The sequence below is a fragment of the Micromonospora solifontis genome (assembly GCF_003725545.1).
GTDB classification, from domain to species: Bacteria; Actinomycetota; Actinomycetes; order Mycobacteriales; family Micromonosporaceae; genus Micromonospora; species Micromonospora solifontis.
In genome coordinates, this window is the sequence record NZ_RJLN01000015.1 from 71,418 (window position 1) to 87,163 (window position 15,746).

General features: G+C 74.3%; 19 protein-coding genes and 2 pseudogenes. 7 read left to right on the forward strand and 14 right to left on the reverse strand.

The window, feature by feature from the left end; translation table 11 throughout:
- The 6 genes from EFE23_RS07875 to EFE23_RS07900 all read right to left on the reverse strand — a co-directional run bounded on the left by EFE23_RS07875 (position 1) and on the right by EFE23_RS07900 (position 5,920).
- Complete coding sequence (locus EFE23_RS07875) at positions 1 to 1,395, reverse strand: efflux RND transporter periplasmic adaptor subunit (protein ID WP_123240238.1); 1,395 nt, start codon at positions 1,393 to 1,395, stop codon at positions 1 to 3.
- A 51-nt stretch (positions 1,396 to 1,446) separates the two neighbouring features.
- Positions 1,447 to 2,859, reverse strand: coding sequence for a hypothetical protein (locus EFE23_RS28435; RefSeq protein WP_233600911.1), 1,413 nt, complete (start codon positions 2,857 to 2,859; stop codon positions 1,447 to 1,449).
- A 385-nt stretch (positions 2,860 to 3,244) separates the two neighbouring features.
- Positions 3,245 to 3,580, reverse strand: coding sequence for a YrdB family protein (locus EFE23_RS07885; protein WP_123240239.1), 336 nt, complete (start codon positions 3,578 to 3,580; stop codon positions 3,245 to 3,247).
- On the reverse strand, positions 3,580 to 4,146 hold the full coding sequence (locus EFE23_RS07890; RefSeq protein WP_123240240.1) for a TetR/AcrR family transcriptional regulator: 567 nt from the start codon (positions 4,144 to 4,146) through the stop codon (positions 3,580 to 3,582). Before EFE23_RS07890 ends, EFE23_RS07885 begins: the two co-directional genes overlap by 1 nt.
- Positions 4,139 to 4,939, reverse strand: a complete 801-nt coding sequence (locus tag EFE23_RS07895) for an alpha/beta fold hydrolase (protein ID WP_233600912.1) — start codon at positions 4,937 to 4,939, stop codon at positions 4,139 to 4,141. The genes EFE23_RS07890 and EFE23_RS07895 overlap by 8 nt, the downstream gene beginning before the upstream one ends.
- A 60-nt stretch (positions 4,940 to 4,999) precedes the next feature.
- Positions 5,000 to 5,920, reverse strand: coding sequence for a proline dehydrogenase family protein (locus EFE23_RS07900; protein ID WP_123240242.1), 921 nt, complete (start codon positions 5,918 to 5,920; stop codon positions 5,000 to 5,002).
- A 107-nt stretch (positions 5,921 to 6,027) separates the two neighbouring features.
- On the opposite strand from EFE23_RS07900, the gene EFE23_RS07905 reads away from it, so the two are divergent.
- The 3 genes from EFE23_RS07905 to EFE23_RS07915 are packed head-to-tail and all read left to right on the forward strand — an operon-like array spanning position 6,028 to position 8,063.
- Positions 6,028 to 6,300, forward strand: a complete 273-nt coding sequence (locus EFE23_RS07905; RefSeq protein ID WP_123240243.1) for a hypothetical protein — start codon at positions 6,028 to 6,030, stop codon at positions 6,298 to 6,300.
- Between the two features lies 1 nt (position 6,301).
- A complete protein-coding gene (locus EFE23_RS07910; protein WP_123240244.1) occupies positions 6,302 to 7,468 on the forward strand; it encodes a glutathionylspermidine synthase family protein in 1,167 nt (388 codons plus the stop codon).
- Positions 7,469 to 7,487: 19 nt separating this feature from the next.
- Positions 7,488 to 8,063 (forward strand): CGNR zinc finger domain-containing protein, encoded by a 576-nt coding sequence (locus tag EFE23_RS07915; RefSeq protein WP_123240245.1) that lies wholly within the window; start codon positions 7,488 to 7,490, stop codon positions 8,061 to 8,063.
- Between the two features lie 22 nt (positions 8,064 to 8,085).
- On the opposite strand, the gene EFE23_RS07920 is transcribed toward EFE23_RS07915, so the two are convergent.
- A complete protein-coding gene (locus EFE23_RS07920) occupies positions 8,086 to 8,892 on the reverse strand; it encodes a sugar phosphate isomerase/epimerase family protein (protein WP_199736964.1) in 807 nt (268 codons plus the stop codon).
- A gap of 130 nt (positions 8,893 to 9,022) precedes the next feature.
- Positions 9,023 to 9,967, reverse strand: coding sequence for a Ppx/GppA phosphatase family protein (locus EFE23_RS07925; protein ID WP_123240247.1), 945 nt, complete (start codon positions 9,965 to 9,967; stop codon positions 9,023 to 9,025).
- Between the two features lie 74 nt (positions 9,968 to 10,041).
- Here EFE23_RS07925 and EFE23_RS07930 point away from each other — a divergent pair, with 74 nt between their 5' ends.
- On the forward strand, positions 10,042 to 10,848 hold the full coding sequence (locus EFE23_RS07930) for a DUF3109 family protein (RefSeq protein ID WP_123240258.1): 807 nt from the start codon (positions 10,042 to 10,044) through the stop codon (positions 10,846 to 10,848).
- Positions 10,849 to 10,876: 28 nt separating this feature from the next.
- Here the strand turns inward: EFE23_RS07930 and EFE23_RS07935 are convergent, their stop codons facing one another.
- From EFE23_RS07935 to EFE23_RS07955, 5 genes are read right to left on the reverse strand one after another with little or no spacing between them, the layout of a single operon-like run.
- Complete coding sequence (locus EFE23_RS07935; protein WP_123240259.1) at positions 10,877 to 11,272, reverse strand: MFS transporter; 396 nt, start codon at positions 11,270 to 11,272, stop codon at positions 10,877 to 10,879.
- A 48-nt stretch (positions 11,273 to 11,320) separates the two neighbouring features.
- On the reverse strand, positions 11,321 to 11,713 hold the full coding sequence (locus tag EFE23_RS07940) for a universal stress protein (RefSeq protein ID WP_123240248.1): 393 nt from the start codon (positions 11,711 to 11,713) through the stop codon (positions 11,321 to 11,323).
- Complete coding sequence (locus EFE23_RS07945) at positions 11,710 to 13,212, reverse strand: tripartite tricarboxylate transporter permease (protein WP_123240249.1); 1,503 nt, start codon at positions 13,210 to 13,212, stop codon at positions 11,710 to 11,712. Before EFE23_RS07945 ends, EFE23_RS07940 begins: the two co-directional genes overlap by 4 nt.
- Positions 13,213 to 13,905, reverse strand: a complete 693-nt coding sequence (locus EFE23_RS07950; protein WP_123240250.1) for a tripartite tricarboxylate transporter TctB family protein — start codon at positions 13,903 to 13,905, stop codon at positions 13,213 to 13,215.
- Positions 13,902 to 14,045 (reverse strand): hypothetical protein, encoded by a 144-nt coding sequence (locus EFE23_RS07955; protein WP_163599775.1) that lies wholly within the window; start codon positions 14,043 to 14,045, stop codon positions 13,902 to 13,904. The genes EFE23_RS07950 and EFE23_RS07955 overlap by 4 nt, the downstream gene beginning before the upstream one ends.
- 38 nt (positions 14,046 to 14,083) lie before the next feature.
- Here EFE23_RS07955 and EFE23_RS29720 point away from each other — a divergent pair.
- The 3 genes and pseudogenes from EFE23_RS29720 to EFE23_RS07965 form a co-directional block, all read left to right on the forward strand.
- Positions 14,084 to 14,167: pseudogene (locus tag EFE23_RS29720) on the forward strand (Spo0B domain-containing protein); the annotation flags it as partial.
- A gap of 75 nt (positions 14,168 to 14,242) precedes the next feature.
- Positions 14,243 to 14,689, forward strand: coding sequence for a sensor histidine kinase (locus tag EFE23_RS07960; RefSeq protein ID WP_373683971.1), 447 nt, complete (start codon positions 14,243 to 14,245; stop codon positions 14,687 to 14,689).
- A complete protein-coding gene (locus EFE23_RS07965; RefSeq protein ID WP_123240251.1) occupies positions 14,686 to 15,360 on the forward strand; it encodes a response regulator in 675 nt (224 codons plus the stop codon). The genes EFE23_RS07960 and EFE23_RS07965 overlap by 4 nt, the downstream gene beginning before the upstream one ends.
- Before the next feature lie 194 nt (positions 15,361 to 15,554).
- On the opposite strand, the pseudogene EFE23_RS07970 reads toward EFE23_RS07965, so the two are convergent.
- A pseudogene (locus tag EFE23_RS07970) lies at positions 15,555 to 15,746 on the reverse strand (hypothetical protein); the annotation flags it as partial.

The window sequence follows — 15,746 nt, forward strand, 5'->3', positions numbered from 1 at the left end:
TCACTTCAGTTCCTGGCCGTCGTGGACCTGGTCGGCGCCGCGCACCACGATCCGGTCGCCGGCCTGCACCCCGCTGACGATCTGCACGAGGTCCTGCCCCTGCACGCCGACGGTGACCGGCACCCGGTCGGCCCGGCCGTCCCGCAGCACCCAGACCGCGTCCCGGCCGTCCGCGGAGAAGACCGCCGACGCCGGTACGGCCACCGCGTCGGCGGCCTCGCGGACCCGGAGGTGGACCACCGCGTTCATCCCCGGGCGGGGCGTCGGCGCGGCCTCGCCCTCGCCGAGCCGGCCGGCGCCGAGGCCGAGCCGGACCCGGTAGGTGACCCCACCGCGGGCGGAGGTGGTGGGCAGCACGTCCACCGAGCGGACGGTCGCGTCGTAGCTCGCGCCGGTCACCGCGTCCAGCTCCACGGCGGCGGTCACGCCGGCCCGCACCAGCAGCACGTCAGTCTCGTCGACCTCGGCGAGCAGGCCGAGCTGGCCGGTGTCCACCACGGTCAGCACGGGCGTTCCGGCGGTCACCCGGCCGCCCGGCGGCACCGCGTCGTCCACCCCCGGCGGCGGGCCGGCCTGGCCGGCGGACCCGAGCGCCGACGGGTCGAGCCCGGGCACGCCGCCCCCCGCCGCGCCGAGCAGCCCGCTCAGGTCGGTCGCGGTGGCCGCCCGGGTGCCACCCGGCTGCACCACACCCGGGATCGGGGCCCGCAGGGTCAGCGCGTCGACGGTCGCCTTCGCCAGGTCGTACGCCTGCTGGGCCTGGAGGCGCTGCGCGGCCGACAGCGCGCCGACGGCGCTGTTCAGGCCGGCCACGCCGCGCTGCACGGCGGCGACCGCGCGGTCGGCGGCCCGGGCGGCCGACTCGTACTGCTGCTGCGCCGACTCGACCTGGAGCAGCAGGGCGGACCGCAGCTGCGGGTCGCCGATCTTCCCGGCGGCCTGGCGGGCGGCGTCGAACGCCTCCTCGGCGGCCCGGTCGGTGCCGCGTCGCCGGCCACCCAGGTCGCCGACGCCGACGCCCCGGCCGGCCCGCTTCGCCGCGCGCAGCGCCTCCCGGGCCTGCTTCAGCCGGTCCTGCGCCGACGGCGAGCTGATCACCGCGAGCACCTGCCCCTTGGTGACCCGCTGTCCGGGCTGGACGCGGAGACTGGCCAGGGTGCCGTCGGCGGGCGCGGTGAGGGTGGCGGCGGCCCGGGCGGTGACCGTGGCCGGAGCGTCGATCACCTCCGCCACCGGGCTCCGGCCGACCTGCGCGACGGTGACGGGCGACTTCTCGTCCCCGCAGGAGGCGGCCGTGGTGCCGGTCAGGGCGACGACGGCGAACAGGGCGATGAGCAGGCGGGGGCGGGTGGCCGCGGGCAGCCGCGGCGGGTGGGTGCGGACCACCCGGCCCATGCTACGGCCCGTCGCCAACGAGTCGACCCGCCGTGTCCGGCGCCCCGGGTGTCAGCCGGCCGCCGCCCGGACGTACTCGACGCAGTCGTCGTGCAGGCTGGACCAGCGCTCGCCGAACACCTCGGCGGCGGCGGCGTCCACCGTGCGTCGCTCGTCCACCACGGCCCGGAAGAAGTCCAGCACCCGCTGCTCGCCGTACCGGTCGACCAGGTGGCGGACCGCCAGGTAGCCGACGCCGTAGGCGCCCCCGACCCGGTCGTCGGACGCGTCGTCGGCCGGGGCCAGCGCGTCCAGCCGGCCGGTCCAGCCGCCGCGGAGGAGCCGGCGCACCTCGGCCAGGCCCTCGTAGCGGTCGACCGGCTGGCCGTCCGCGCCCGCGTACTCGGCCAGGCCCTCCACCAGCCACCAGCTCGACCGGTCGGAGTAGCCCCGGTCGGGCAGCGACGCGGCGTGGGTCAGCTCGTGCCGGAGCAGGTCGTCGACCCCGGTGGGCGAGAGGCTCTGCGCGTTCAGCACCACGTCGTGGTGGCCGCCGCCGACGCCGACGGCGTACCCGGCCGTCCACTTCGGGCGGCCACCGCCGTACCAGCGCTGCCACTCCGCCCGCCCGGCGTAGAACACCAGGTAGCGGTCGGGCGGGGCACCGTTCACCGCGTACCGGTCGGCGACCCGCGCGGCGGCCTCGGCCTGGGCGAGCAGGCCGGGCAGCTCGGCCCGGCGGCCGGGCGTGGTGGCGACGACCGCCCGTTTCCCCACCGCCACCGCGAGGTCGCTGACCTCCCACGGCCGGGCGCCGGCCGGCTTCGCCCGGGACTCCTCGACCGCGACCAGCCGGGGTTCCTCCCCCACCATTCGCCACCGGGTACCGATCTCCACGCTGCTCGGCGTGCAGTCCGGCACCACGAAGCAGTAGTCGACCCGCACCGGCAGCCGCCACTCCCCCGGCCGGCCGGCCACCGCCGCCGGCAGGCCGTCGGCGGCCGGCCGCCACACGGTCACCCGGAGCGCCCGCAGGGCGGCGTACCGGCGGGTCAGCGCGGGCCGGGCGGCCGGCTCGGCGACCGCGAGGAAGCCGGCCCGGTCGCCGCCGAGCAGCGCGCCGGCCTGCCGGTCGAGCTCGGCGGTCATCCGCTGGCCGAGCCGGCGGGCGGCCGCCGTGGCCGGGTCCTCGGCGCGGTCCGCCGGCCGCCCGGCCGCGTTTCCCACCAGCCCGAGCAGGAGTACGCCGGGCACCCCGCACGCCACGAGGACGAGCACCACGGCGAGCACGATCCAGAGCTGCGGTCGTCGCGGCTGCCGCGACGCGGGCGGTAGGCCGGGCGTTGCCGGCAGAAGAGGTACCGGGCCCACCACGGCCGGGCTGGGCGGCGCCGGCAGGGGGGACGAGCCGTCACCGTTCACGGTGGCGGGCCGCACTGGGCAGGTCTCCGCCGGGCCGGAGGGCCGCTCGTCACCGTCGGTCACCGGCGAAGGGTACGACCAATCGGGGCGTTCCGGCCAGAGCCCGCCGCGCGCCGAGCAGGTCTCATATCGCTCCGGCGCCGGGAGGTGAGGTGCTTCGAACTCCTGTCGAGCTGATGTCGCAGACGACTCACGAGGCGGGTGGCCCTCGCACGCGATTTCGGCGGCGAACGGCCCCGGGCGGGCCCGACTGCCGGCAGGACCCTCCGCCCGGCCCGCCCCGAAAGGTCCGGGCGGCTGAGTCGTTCGTGACATCAGCTCGACAGGCGTTCGACCAGTGGCATCCGAGACCTCTCCCGAAGCCGGGCGGCAGCTCAAGACAGCAGCGCCAGGCGCGCGGCGGGCAGCAGGGAGGCGGGGGCGGGCCGGCCAGGCGGGGAGGGCGGGCTCAGACCGGGTCGCCGAGGTGGGTGAGCAGCGCCTTGTCGACCGCCCAGAGGGCCACCAGCACGGCTCCGGGCACCGGCTGGCCGGCCAGCGCGAGCAGCAGCCCGCCGGTGACGAAGCTGGCGGCCTGGACGCCGAGCTTGGCCGGTGCGGGCAGCGGCACGCTCGCCCGCGGCGAGCAGAAGATCCCCCACACGACGGCGAGCAGCAGCGGCGCGCCGAGGCCGGCGAGCAGGCGCACCAGCCAGCCGGCGTCGAGGGTGAAGCCCCACCAGCCGGCGGCGGCGAGCATCGCCAGCTCGAGCAGGAAGGCGAGGGTGAGCAGGGCGGCCTTCATCAGGACCTCCAGTCCCGGTAGGCGGTGTCCAGTGCGGCCACCAGTTGGTCGAAGGAGCGGTCGATGCCGCGCGGTATGCCGAAGCCGTTGACCGCTTCGAGGGTCACGAACCCGTGCACGGCGCTGCGGAAGATCCGGGCGGCGTCCACGGCGTCGTCGCCGGTCAGGCCGTATCCCCGCAGGATCGCGTAGATCGCGTCCAGGGCCCGCTGCCCGGCCACGACGTGCTCCGGGTCGTCCGGGTCGGGCACCTGCTGGGCCGCGGCGTACCGGCCCGGGTGCCGGCGGCCGTAGTCCCGCCAGGCGACGGCGACCGCGTGCAACGCGTCCCGGCCGGCCCGGCCGGCGACCGCCCGGGTCATCTCCTCGGCCAGCTCGCCGACGGCCAGCGCGGCGAGCTTCTGGTGCAGCGCGTCGACGCCCTTGACGTGCTTGTAGAGGCTGGGCAGCGCGACGCCGAGCCGGCCGGCGACCGCCGCCAGGGTGAGCCGGTCGTGGCCGACCTCGTCGGCGAGGGTGGCCGCTTCGCGGACCACCGCCTGCGGGGTCAGGCCGGCCCTAGGCACGGGCGGTCACCGCCAGGAACTCGGCGAGGTCGGCGGCGGTGGCGTCGGGCTGGTCGGCGTGCGGGTAGTGGCCGGAGTCGGTGATCATGCGGGCCTCGGCGGTGGCGAAGAACCGGCGGGCCGCCCGCGCCTCGGCGCCCGGGTCGGTGAAGTCCGGGTCCTTGGTGCCCATCAGCACCAGGACCGGCTGCCGTACCTCCGGGGCCCGCACGGTCCAGTGCGGCTCGACCGGCTCGACCACCCCGCGCACCGCGGCCATCCGGCCGCGCAGCCGGGCGACCATCTCCTTGCGGTACGCGGCGTCGTCCGCCGGCCGCCCGCACGGGAAGAGCGTGCGGTGGAACATCCCGAACAGCCGGGGGCTGCGCAGCACCACCGCCTGGCCCAGCCGCACCACCGGGTTCGGCTTCGCCCGGGACACGAACGGGCTGAGCTGCACGATGCCGTTGACCAGCTCGGGCGCGTCGGCCGCGGCGAAGACGACGGCCGCCCCGCTGGACGAGCTGCCGACCAGCGTGGCGGGTCCGCCGCCGAGCGCCCGGACCACGGCGAGCAGGTCGCCGGCGACCTCGGCGGGCGCGTACGTGGGCCAGTGGGCGCTGGAGTCGCCGTGGCCGCGTACGTCCACCGAGGCCACCCGGTAGCCGGCGGCGACCAACCGGGGCACCAGGTGCCGGAAGGACGCCCGGTTCTCCCCCATGCCGTGCGCGAGGACCACGAGCGGGCCCTCCCCGTGCACCTCGTACGCGATCGTTCCGCCGTCGCGCGACACCTGGCTAATCGTCATAGCCATTAAGCTAATGCTATTAGCTTTCCGCGTCAAGCCTCGACTCGGGGACCGACGAAGCTCAGCTCACTTCTTCGAGACCAGGGCCCGGCCGAAGAACATCAGGTTGGCGGGGCGCTCGGCCAGCCGGCGCATCAGGTAGCCGTACCACTGGTCGCCGTAGGGGACGTAGGTGCGGACGGTGTAGCCCTCGCCGACGAGGCGCTGCTGCTCCTCGGGGCGGATGCCGTAGAGCATCTGGAACTCGAACCGGTCCGCGCCGCGGTCGAACCAGCGGGCCCGGTCCTCGCCGATGGCGATCAGCCGCGGGTCGTGGGTGGCCAGCATCGGGTAGCCGTCCCCGGACATCAGCACGTTCATGCAGCGCACGTACGACTTGTCGACCTCGCGGGCGGACTGGTAGGCCACCGACTCGGGTTCCTTGTACGCACCCTTGCAGAGCCGCACCCGGGACCCGGCGCCGGACAGCTCCCGGCAGTCCGACTCGGTCCGCCGCAGGTACGCCTGGAGCACCGCGCCGGTCGACGGGTAGTCCTTGCGCAGCTTGGCGAGGACGTCCAGGGTCGAGTCGGTGGTGGTGTGGTCCTCCATGTCGAGGGTGACCGTGGTGCCGGCCGCGTCGGCCGCCGCGCAGATCGCCCGCGCGTTGTCGTACGCGAGCTGCTCGTCGAACAGCTGGCCGAGCGCGGAGAGCTTCACGCTGACCTCGGCCGCGGGCGTGAGCCCGGCGGCGGAGAGCAGGCGCAGCAGCGTGAGGTACTCGTCCCGGGTGGCGTTGGCCTGCTCGGGGTTGGTGGTGTCCTCGCCCAGGTAGTCGAGGGTTACCGCCTGGCCGTCGGCGACGAGGGCGCGGGTCGCGCGCAGCGCGTCGTCGGTGCCGGCGCCGGCGACGAACCGGCGGACGACGTCCCGGGTGAACGGGGCCGTCGCGACGAGCCGCTCGACCTGGGATGACCGGGAGGCGGCGAGGATGACGGAACGGAGCATGAGCCGAGCGTAACGCCCGGCTGCGTCCCCGCGCTGAGGGGCGGCGGGCAACGTCACGCACCGTTCCCGGGGCTGCCCGGCTGGCGGGGATCGGCTACAACGATCACGTGGAACGCACCCCCCGACGCCGGCTCCGGTCGGCGACCGTCCAGCTCGGCACGCTGACCGTTCTGGCGCTCGCCCTCTCCGGCTGCAACGGCGGCTACGACGACGACGATGACGACTGCGCCCTCGGCCCGGCCGGTGGCGGCGGCGACACCGTCGCGCTGGCCCTGCGGGTTCCCGCCCCGGCCGCCGCCCGGTACATCCCCGTCCCGGCGGCCGCCGCGCTGCCCGACCGGGGCGGCTTCGGCACCCACCTCGCCTCCTGCGGCGGCTGACGTGCGGCGCGAGGCCAGCGACCCGCGCCCCGACTGGGACGCCACCATCCGCTCCCAGGGCCTGGTGTACGTGGACACCGAACTGCCCGACGGCGAGATCATGTCGTACTGGGACGAGACCGCCGCGTACGCCTTCGAACTGGACGAGGTGCTCCGGCTGGAGGAGGCGACCGAGGAACTGCACCGGATGTCGGTGGCCGCCGCCGAACACATCGTCGCCCGCAACCGGTACGCCGAGTTCGGCATCCCCGCCTGGGCGGCGGAGGCGGTGGCCCGGTCGCTGCGCGAGCGGCCGCCCACCCTCTACGGCCGCTTCGACCTCTGGTACGACGGCAGCTGGCCGCCCAAGCTGCTCGAGTACAACGCCGACACCCCGACCTCGCTGGTCGAGGCGAGCATCGTGCAGTGGTACTGGCTGGAGCACACCCGCCCGGCGGCGGACCAGTGGAACAGCCTGCACGAACGGCTGGTCGGCGCGTGGGCGAAGATCGGCGCGGGGCTGCACGACCCCCGGGTGCACGTGGTCTGGTCCGCGGAGGAGGAGTCCGGCGAGGACCAGATCACCGCCGGCTACCTGGCCGAGACGGCCCGCCAGGCCGGGCTGGAGGTGACGCTCATGCCGATCCAGCGGATCGGCTGGGACGGGCGGCGCTTCGTCGACGCGGACGACCGACCGATCACCACCTGCTTCAAGCTCTACCCCTGGGAATGGATGCTGGCCGAGCCGTACGGGGCGCCGGCGCTGGCGCCGGGCACCCCGACCACCTGGATCGAGCCGGCCTGGAAGCTGCTCCTGTCGAACAAGGCGCTGCTGGCGGTGCTCTGGGAGCTGTACCCGGGCCACGAGTACCTGCTGCCGGCCCACCTCGACTCGCCGCGCGGGATGACCGAGTACGTGGCCAAGCCGCTGCTCGGCCGGGAGGGCGGCTCGGTACGCATCGTGACCGCCGGCACCGAGATCAGCAATCCGGGCAGCTACGGCGACGAGGGCTTCTGCTACCAGGAGTTCCGGGCATTGCCCGAGTTCGCCGGCAACCGGATGGTGCTGGGAAGCTGGATCGTCGACGGTGAATCGGCCGGCGCCGGCGTCCGGGAGAGCGAGAGCCTCATCACAGACGGTTACGCCCGGTTCCTGCCCCACTACATCGACGCGCCACGTGCCCCCTGAGTCGTCTACCGTTGGTGTCGTGAACTTCGACGCGTACGCCCGGACCGGTGTTGATCTCGTCAACGCCCGTCTGGACGACCTCGACGACCTGCGGGCCCTCTTTCCGGACGACAACGCGTGGATGCGCGACGAGGCCGCCGAGCGGGACCTGGCGATTTTCCGGCGCGCGCAGAAGCGCCTGCGCGACGTCTTCGAGTACGGCACCTCGGGCCGGGACGCCGAGGCGGTGGCGGAGCTGAACGCCCTGCTGGAGGCCTTCCCGGTGCAGCCGCGCATCTCCGGCCACGACTCCAGCGACTGGCACATGCACGTGACCAGCCGGGGCGCCTCGGTCTCGTCGGAATACCTGGCCGGCGCCGTGTGGGGCCTGTCGGTCTGGCTGTGCGAGTACGGCAGCGCCCGGTTCGGCGTCTGCGCGGACGAGCGCTGCGGCAACGTCTACCTGGACACCTCGTCGAACTGCTGCCGGCGGTTCTGCTCGGAGCGCTGTGCGACCCGCTCGCACGTGGCCGCGCACCGCGCCCGCAAGCGGGCCGCTATCGGCGAGCAGGTCACCGTCCCCGCCCAGCCGGAAACCCTCACCCCGGTCCGCTGAGCCGGCGCCCGGCCACGGGTGGTCAGGCGTCGACCGGGGAGGGGGCGGTGAGGTTGGCGCGGGCGAAGGCGAGGGCCTCGCGCAGGTCGGCCTCGCGGACCGCGCGGCTCTTCGCGCCCCGGGTGGTGACCTCCACCGCGACCGAGCCGGTGAAGCCGCGGCCGGCCAGCGAGCGGAGCAGCTCAGCGCAGGGCTGACCGCCGCGACCGGGCACCAGGTGCTCGTCGCGCCCCTCGCCGGTGCCGTCGCCCAGGTGCACATGCGCCAGGCCGGCGCCCATCCGGTCGGCCATCGCCAGGGCGTCGGTGTGCGAGGCGGCGCAGTGCGACAGGTCCAGGGTGTACGAGGTGTAGCCGGTGTCGGTCGGATCCCAGCCGGGGACGTACGGGACGAACTGCCGGCCGGCCATCCGCACCGGGTACATGTTCTCCACCGCGAAGTGCAGGCCGCCGAACTGCTCCTCGATCGTCGCCAGGCCCTCGGCGAAATTCCGGGCGTAGTCGCGCTGCCAGGTGAACGGCGGATGCACCACGACCGTCGGCGACCCCAGCGTCTCGGCCAGCTCGGCGGCCCGGCGCAGCCGCTCCCAGGGGTCGGGGCTCCACACCCGCTGGGTGACCAGCAGGCAGGGCGCGTGCACCGAGAGGACCGGCACCCCGTAGTGGTCGGCCAGGCCGCGCAGCGCGCCCGGGTCCTGGCTCACCACGTCGGTCCAGACCATCACCTCGACGCCGTCGTAGCCGAGCGCCGCGGCGAGCTGGAACGCCGCCGCGGTGCGCTCAGGAAACACCGAGGAACTGGACAGGAGCACCGGGACGTGGGAAGTCACACCCCTCAGGGTAGCCGCCCCCGGCACGGCGCATCGGGACGAGCAGCCGCAAAGCGGACGACAACTCCAGCTCGGCGCACCTAACGCCACGCCGCGACCTCGAGCCGCCGCCCACCGTGACCGATCGGGATCACATCGGCGCCAGCTGATCCAGCCGGCGCAGGATGACCCCCTCGCGCAGCGCCCAGGGGCAGATGTCCAGGCGGTCCACGTCGAGGTGGCGCAGCACCGCCTCGGCCACCACGGCGCCGGCGAGGAGCTGGTGGGCGCGGCCCGCGCTCACCCCCTCCAGCTCGGGCAGCTGGGCCGGCGGGATGTGCCGGATGAAGCCGAGCACCTGACGCAGCCCGGTCCGGGTCAGGCTGCGCGGGGCCCAGAGCCCCGCGCCGGAGGGCGCGGCACCGGCCAGCCGGGCCAGCGTCCGGAACGTCTTCGAGGTGGCCACCGGCCGCTCCCAGCCCACCTCGGTGAGCTGCTCCCGCACCGTCTCGAGCTGGGCGTCGACGTACTCGCGCAGCTCCTCGACGGCCTCGCTGGACGGCGGCACGGTGCCGGACGGGTCCACCCGCAGCCGCTCCCGGCTCAGCCGCCCGGCACCGAGCGGCAGCGAGATCGCCACGTCCGGGTCCTCGTCGATGCCGGCGGCCAACTCCAGCGAGCCGCCGCCGATGTCCATCCCGAGCAGCCGCCCGGCCGACCAGCCGAACCACCGCCGTACCGCGAGGAAGGTCATCCGCGCCTCGTCCGCGCCGGAGAGCACCTCCAGGCGTACGCCGGTCTCGTCGCGGACCCGGGCCAGCACCTCGCCGGCGTTGGTGGCGTCCCGCACCGCGCTGGTGGCGAAGGCCAGCAGGTCGTCGGCCGCCAGGCCGTCGGCGGCCGCGCGAGCCATCCCGACCGCCTTGACCAGCCCGTCCGCGCCCGCGTCGGTCAGCGCCCCGTCCGGGCCGATCTGCTCGGCCAGCCGCAGCACCACCTTCTCGGAGTGGGCCGGCCAGGGGTGGGCCCCGTGGTGGGCGTCGACCACCAGCAGGTGCACCGTGTTGGAACCGACGTCGAGGACACCCAGTCGCATGCCGTCGACCCTATGGCCCGACACGTTTCCCGGCTCGCCAGCCGGCCCGGGTGACCGCGCGTACGCTGGGCCGGGTGACAGGGCAGATCGAGCTTCACGTACTGGTGGACGACCCCGACGACCCGCGCAGCCGGGAGGTCGACCTGGACTTCCCCCGGGAGTGGATCGAGTTCGTCGACCCGGCCGACGCGAAGCACGTGGTCCGGGCGGACCTGACCTGGCTGCTCTCCCGCTGGACGTGCATCTTCGGCAAGGGCTGCCACGGCATCGTCGCCGGCCGGGCCGCCGACGGCTGCTGCTCGCACGGGGCGTTCTTCACCGACTCGGACGATGAGAAGCGGGTCCGGGCGGCGGTCAAGCGGCTCACTCCGGAAACCTGGCAGCACTTCCGCAAGGGCTTCAAGAACTGGACCGAGAACGACACGATCGACGGGAAGAACCCGGCCCGGCGTACCGCCACCCGGGACGTCGACGCGCCGTGCGTCTTCCTCAACGACGTCGACTTCCCCGGCGGCGGCGGTTGCGCGCTGCACGCCCAGGCGCTGCGGGACGGGGTGCACCCGCTGGAGTACAAGCCGGACGTCTGCTGGCAGCTGCCGATCCGCCGGGACCAGGACTGGCACAAGCGGCCGGACAACACCAAGGTGCTGATCTCCACGCTCGCCGAGTTCGACCGGCGGGGCTGGGGCGCGGGCGGGCACGACCTGGACTGGTGGTGCACTTCGTCGACCGACGCGCACGTCGGCGCCGAGCCGATGTACCTCTCGTACGGCCCGGAGCTGACCGCGCTGATCGGCGCCCCCGCGTACGCGAAGCTGGCCGAACTCTGCGCCGCCCGGCTGCGCCAGGGTCAGGTCGCCCCGCACCCGGCCAGCGAGTAAGTACGGGCCGCCCGCAGGCCGGTGCCGCTCATCCGGACCGGCGGTGCAGTCGGGTGGCGGCGACGGCCGCGCCGGCCAGGCCGGCCGCGGTGCAGGCGAGAACGCCGGCCGCGCCGGTGCCGGCCGCGAGCGCGCCGGCCGCGCTGGGGATGAGCACCTGACCGAGCCGGTTGCCGGTGAGCCGTAGCGACATCGCCCGGCCGCGTAGCCCGGGCGGCGCCACCTCGGCCAGGAACGACATGGTCAGTGGCTGTCCGGCGCCCAGCCCCAGCCCGGCCACCGCGACCACGACCAGCAGGACCGCGAACGGCAGCGGAGGCAGCAGCAGGGCCAGCCCGGCGGCGGCGAGCGCCACGGTGCCGACCAGCACGACCCGCCGGCCGAGGGCCGCCACCAGCCGGCCGAGCAGCAGCCGGGACGCCATCGAGCCGGTCTGGGCGCGCCCGGGGACCGGTGAGCCCCCGGGCGCCACTCAGTCGGCCTTCACGGCCAGCACCGGGCAGGGCACCCGGAGCAGGATCTCCTGCGCGTTCGAGCCCATGATCAGCTTGCCCACCGGAGTGCGGTGCCGGATGCCGATCACGACCAGCGACACGTCCTCCGCCTCGACGATCTCGACGATCTCCTCGGCGACGTCCCGCCCCCGCATGAGCTGGCGGACGTTGTGCGGCACCCCGGCGGCGACCAGCTCGCGGACCACCCGGTCCAGGTCGGGCTCCTGCGCGAAGCGCGGGTCCACGTACGCGTCGCCGCGCGAGGTGTTCACCACCAGCACCGGCTCGTCGCGGAAGCGGGCCTGCTCGATCGCGGCCCGCAGGGCCGCCTCACCCAGTGGCGAGGGGACGTAACCCACCAGCACCGTCATGCCGTCACCAACCTTCCGCGCAGCGGACGGACCACGTACCGGCCGATCAGCGGCCAGAGGAGCACCACGGCGATCGTGGCGTAGATCAGCCAGGACATCCAGCCGCCGATCAGCCCGTGCAGTTCGCCGCCCGAGAGCTGCAACGCCCGCCGGCCCTGCAGCTCGGCCCGCGGACCGAGGATGATGCCGACGATCAGCGGGAGGATGGGCAGCCCGAAGCGGCGCATGCCGAACCCGAGCAGGCCCAGGGCGAGCAGCAGGAACAGGTCGAACGGCTGGGCGTTGACCGCGTACGCGCCCATCGAGGCGAAGAAGAGGATCCCCGCGTAGAGGTAGGGACGGGGGATCCGCAGCAGCCGCGCCCAGGCCGGGGCGAGCGGCAGGTTGAGCACCAGCAGCAGCAGGTTGCCGATGAAGAGGCTGGCGATCAGCGTCCAGACCAGGCTGGACTCGCGCGTGAAGAGCAGCGGGCCGGGCTGGATGCCGTACCCCTCGAAGGCGGCCAGCATGACCGCGGCGGTGGCGTTGGTCGGCAGGCCGATGGCCAGCATCGGCACCAGGGTCCCGGCGGCGGAGGCGTTGTTCGCGGCCTCCGGCCCGGCGACGCCCTCGATGGCCCCCCGGCCGAACTCCTCCGGATGCTTCGACAGCTTCTTCTCGGTGACGTAGGAGAGGAAGGTGGGGATCTCCGCCCCGCCCGCCGGCACCGCCCCGAACGGGAACCCGAACGCGGTGCCGCGCAGCCACGGCTTCCACGACCGCTTCCAGTCCTGCTTCCCCATCCACGGTCGGCCGACCGGGATCACCTCGCCGGCCTTGCGGCGCAGGTGCGCGGCGATCCAGAGCGCCTCGCCCACGGCGAAGATGCCGACCGCCACCACGACCACGTCGATGCCGTCGGCGAGCTGCGGCAGCCCGAAGGTGAGCCGCTGCTGGCCGGACTGGTCGATGCCGATCACGCCGATCACCAGGCCGAGCAGCAGCGCGGCGAAGCCGCGTACCCGGGACGCGCCGAGCACCGCGGTGACGGACACGAACGCCAGCAGCATCAGCGCGAAGTAGTCGGGTGCGCCGAGGCTGATCGCGAACCGCACCACCGGCGGGGTGACCACCACCAGCAGCACGGTGGCGATGGTGCCGGCGACGAACGAGCCGATCGCGGCCGTGGCCAACGCCTGGGCGGCCCGACCCGCCTTCGCCATCTTGTTGCCCTCGATCGCGGTCACCACCGACGAGGACTCGCCGGGGGTGTTCAGCAGGATCGACGTGGTCGAACCGCCGTACATGCCGCCGTAGAAGATGCCGGCGAACATGATGAAGGCCTGGGCCGGCTCCATCCCGTAGGTGACCGGCAGCAGCAGCGCCACGGTCATCGCCGGGCCGATGCCGGGCAGCACGCCGACCGCGGTGCCGATGGTCACGCCGAGCAGCGCGAACAGCAGGTTCATCGGGGTCAGCACGTGGGCGAACCCGTCGAGCAGGTTGGCGAGGTTGTCCATCTACAGGATCCCTTGCAGCACGCCGGCGGGCAGGTCGACGCCGAGTCCGATGGCGAACGTGTAGAACGTGATCAATGACAGCGCGACGGCGATCAGCAGATTGCGCACGTAGTGCCGGTTGCCCAGCGCGTACGCCGAGCCCCAGAAGAGGATCGTCCCGCTGATCACCCAGCCGAGCCGGTCGATGAGCACGGCGTTGACCAGGAACGCGCCGATGAGCAGCAGCACCGTGCGCCAGTCGATGGGCAGGGTCAGGTCCACGTCCTCGCCGGCCTCCGGCTCGCCCGCGCCGCCGCGAGCCACGTCCACCGCGTAGATCGCCGCGATGACGAGGAGCAGCACGCCGAGCAGAATCGGCACCGGCTTCGGGCCGATCGGGTCGGCCGTGTTGATCGCGCTGCCGATCCGGGTGGTCGCGTCGAAGATGACCAGCCCGCCGACCAGGGCGAGGAAGGCGCAGACGCCGTACTGGGCCCGGTCCGGCTTCGGGGCCGGCTCCGCCCCGGCGTCCGCCGCGTCGGTCTCGTCCGGCGCCGCCGCCGGCCCGTCCGGCGTACCCGGCTCGGCGCGCTCGGCCCCGGCCGTTGCGGCCGGTGCGGCCGCCGGGGCCGGTTGCGCCGGGATCTCCGGTACGGCCGGGGGCCGGGACGGCTGGTCGCCGCCCCGGTCCGGTCGCGTCGTCCTGCCGCTCATGCCAACCCGAGCTGCTTGAGCACGTCGGCCACGGCCTTGTCCTGCTCGGTCAGGAAGGTGCCGAACTCGTCACCGGTGACGAACGCGTCGGTCCAGCCACGCTTCTTCAGCTCGGCCTTCCACTCCGCCGACTCGTGCATCCTGGTCAGCGCGTCGATCCAGACCTCGGGCGCAGACGCACGAGTTCGCCAACCAGTTGCACACCATCTCCGGGCTGATCCAGATCGGCGAGCACGACGAGGTGGTCCGGTACGTCGACGCGCTCAGCCGGCACCGCGCCTCGCTGGACCTCACGGTCACCAGCCGGATCCACGACACGGCGGTGGCGGCCCTGGTCATGGCGAAGTCGGCGGTCGCCGCCGAGCGCCGGGTGGAGCTGCGGATCTCCGAGCGGACCGGCCTCGACCGGCTGCCGCCGGAGCTGGCGGCGGACGTGGCCACCGTGCTCGGCAACCTGGTGGACAACGCGGTCGAGGCGGTGGCCGGCGACTCGACCGACCGCCCCGCCTGGGTCGAGGTCGAGCTGCGCCAGGACGCCGCCTCGGTGGAGATCATCGTCCGTGACTCCGGTCCCGGGGTGGCGCCGGAGCTGGCCCAGGAGGTGTTCACCCACGGCTTCACCACCAAGGCGGCGCAGGGCGGCGAGCGGGGCATCGGCCTGGCGCTCACCCGGCTGGTGTGTCACCGTCGCGGCGGCGAGGTCGCGGTGACGAACACCGACGAGGGAGCGATGTTCACCGCACGGATGTCGGTGCCGGCGAGCGTGCGGACGGAGGCGAGATGATCGACGTACTGGTCGTCGACGACGACTTCATGGTCGCCCGGATCCACCGTGGCTTCGTCGAGCGGATCGACGGCTTCCGGGTGGTCGGCACCGCCAGCACCGGCGAGCAGGCGGTGGCCGCGGTGGACCAGCTCCGCCCCGACCTGGTCCTGCTCGACCTCTACCTCCCGGACATGTTCGGCCTGGACGTGGTGACCCGGATCCGGGCCGCCCGGCACGACTGCGACGTACTGGTGATCAGCGCCGCCCGGGAGGCTGAGGCGGTCCGCCGCGCGGTGCGCTACGGCGCGGTCAACTACCTGCTCAAGCCCTTCGGCTTCGACGAGCTGCGCACCCGGCTGGAGCAGTACGCCGCCCGCCGGGCCGCGCTGCGCGCCGCGGTCGTCGCCGACCAGGCGGACGTGGACCGGGTGCTCTCCCGCAGCGGCTCGGTGATCACCGCCCCGGCGCTGCCCCGCGGGCTCAGCCCGGAGACCGCCGAGCTGGTCGAACGCGCCCTGCGCAAACACGACGGGACGCTGTCGGCCAGCGAGTGCGCGGACCGGGTCGGCATCTCCCGGGTCAGCGCCCGCCGCTATCTGGAGCACTACGCCGGCAGCGGCCGGGCCGAGGTGACCCTCAAGTACGGCGCTGCCGGCCGTCCCGAGCGCCGCTACGCCTGGGTGGTGTGACGCCTGGGCCATGCGGCGCTTGGGTAGTGCGGCGCCTGGGTAGCGCGGTGCCTGGGTAGTGCGATGCCGCTCCGGTCCGGGCCGCTCTTCCGTCCGGCCGGCTCCGCATAGGCCCGCACCCACGCTGGAACGCGCGCTGAGACGCCGCTGGCCGGCACCCCGGTTCGGGGTGCCGGCCAGCGTGTTGCTCATGGTCAGCTGTTCCAGTGCTGGGCGACGATGTCGGCGGCCTGCTGCTCCCATGCGCGTACGCGTCGGGGTAGGCCGACACCTGCACGGTCTGGGCGGCCTCGGTCAGCGGCATGTCCTGCCACCCGTCGACCTGCTTGAGGCCCTTCTCGAACGCCAGGGTCGCGTACTCCGGGTCGGTGATCTGCTCCGGCGTG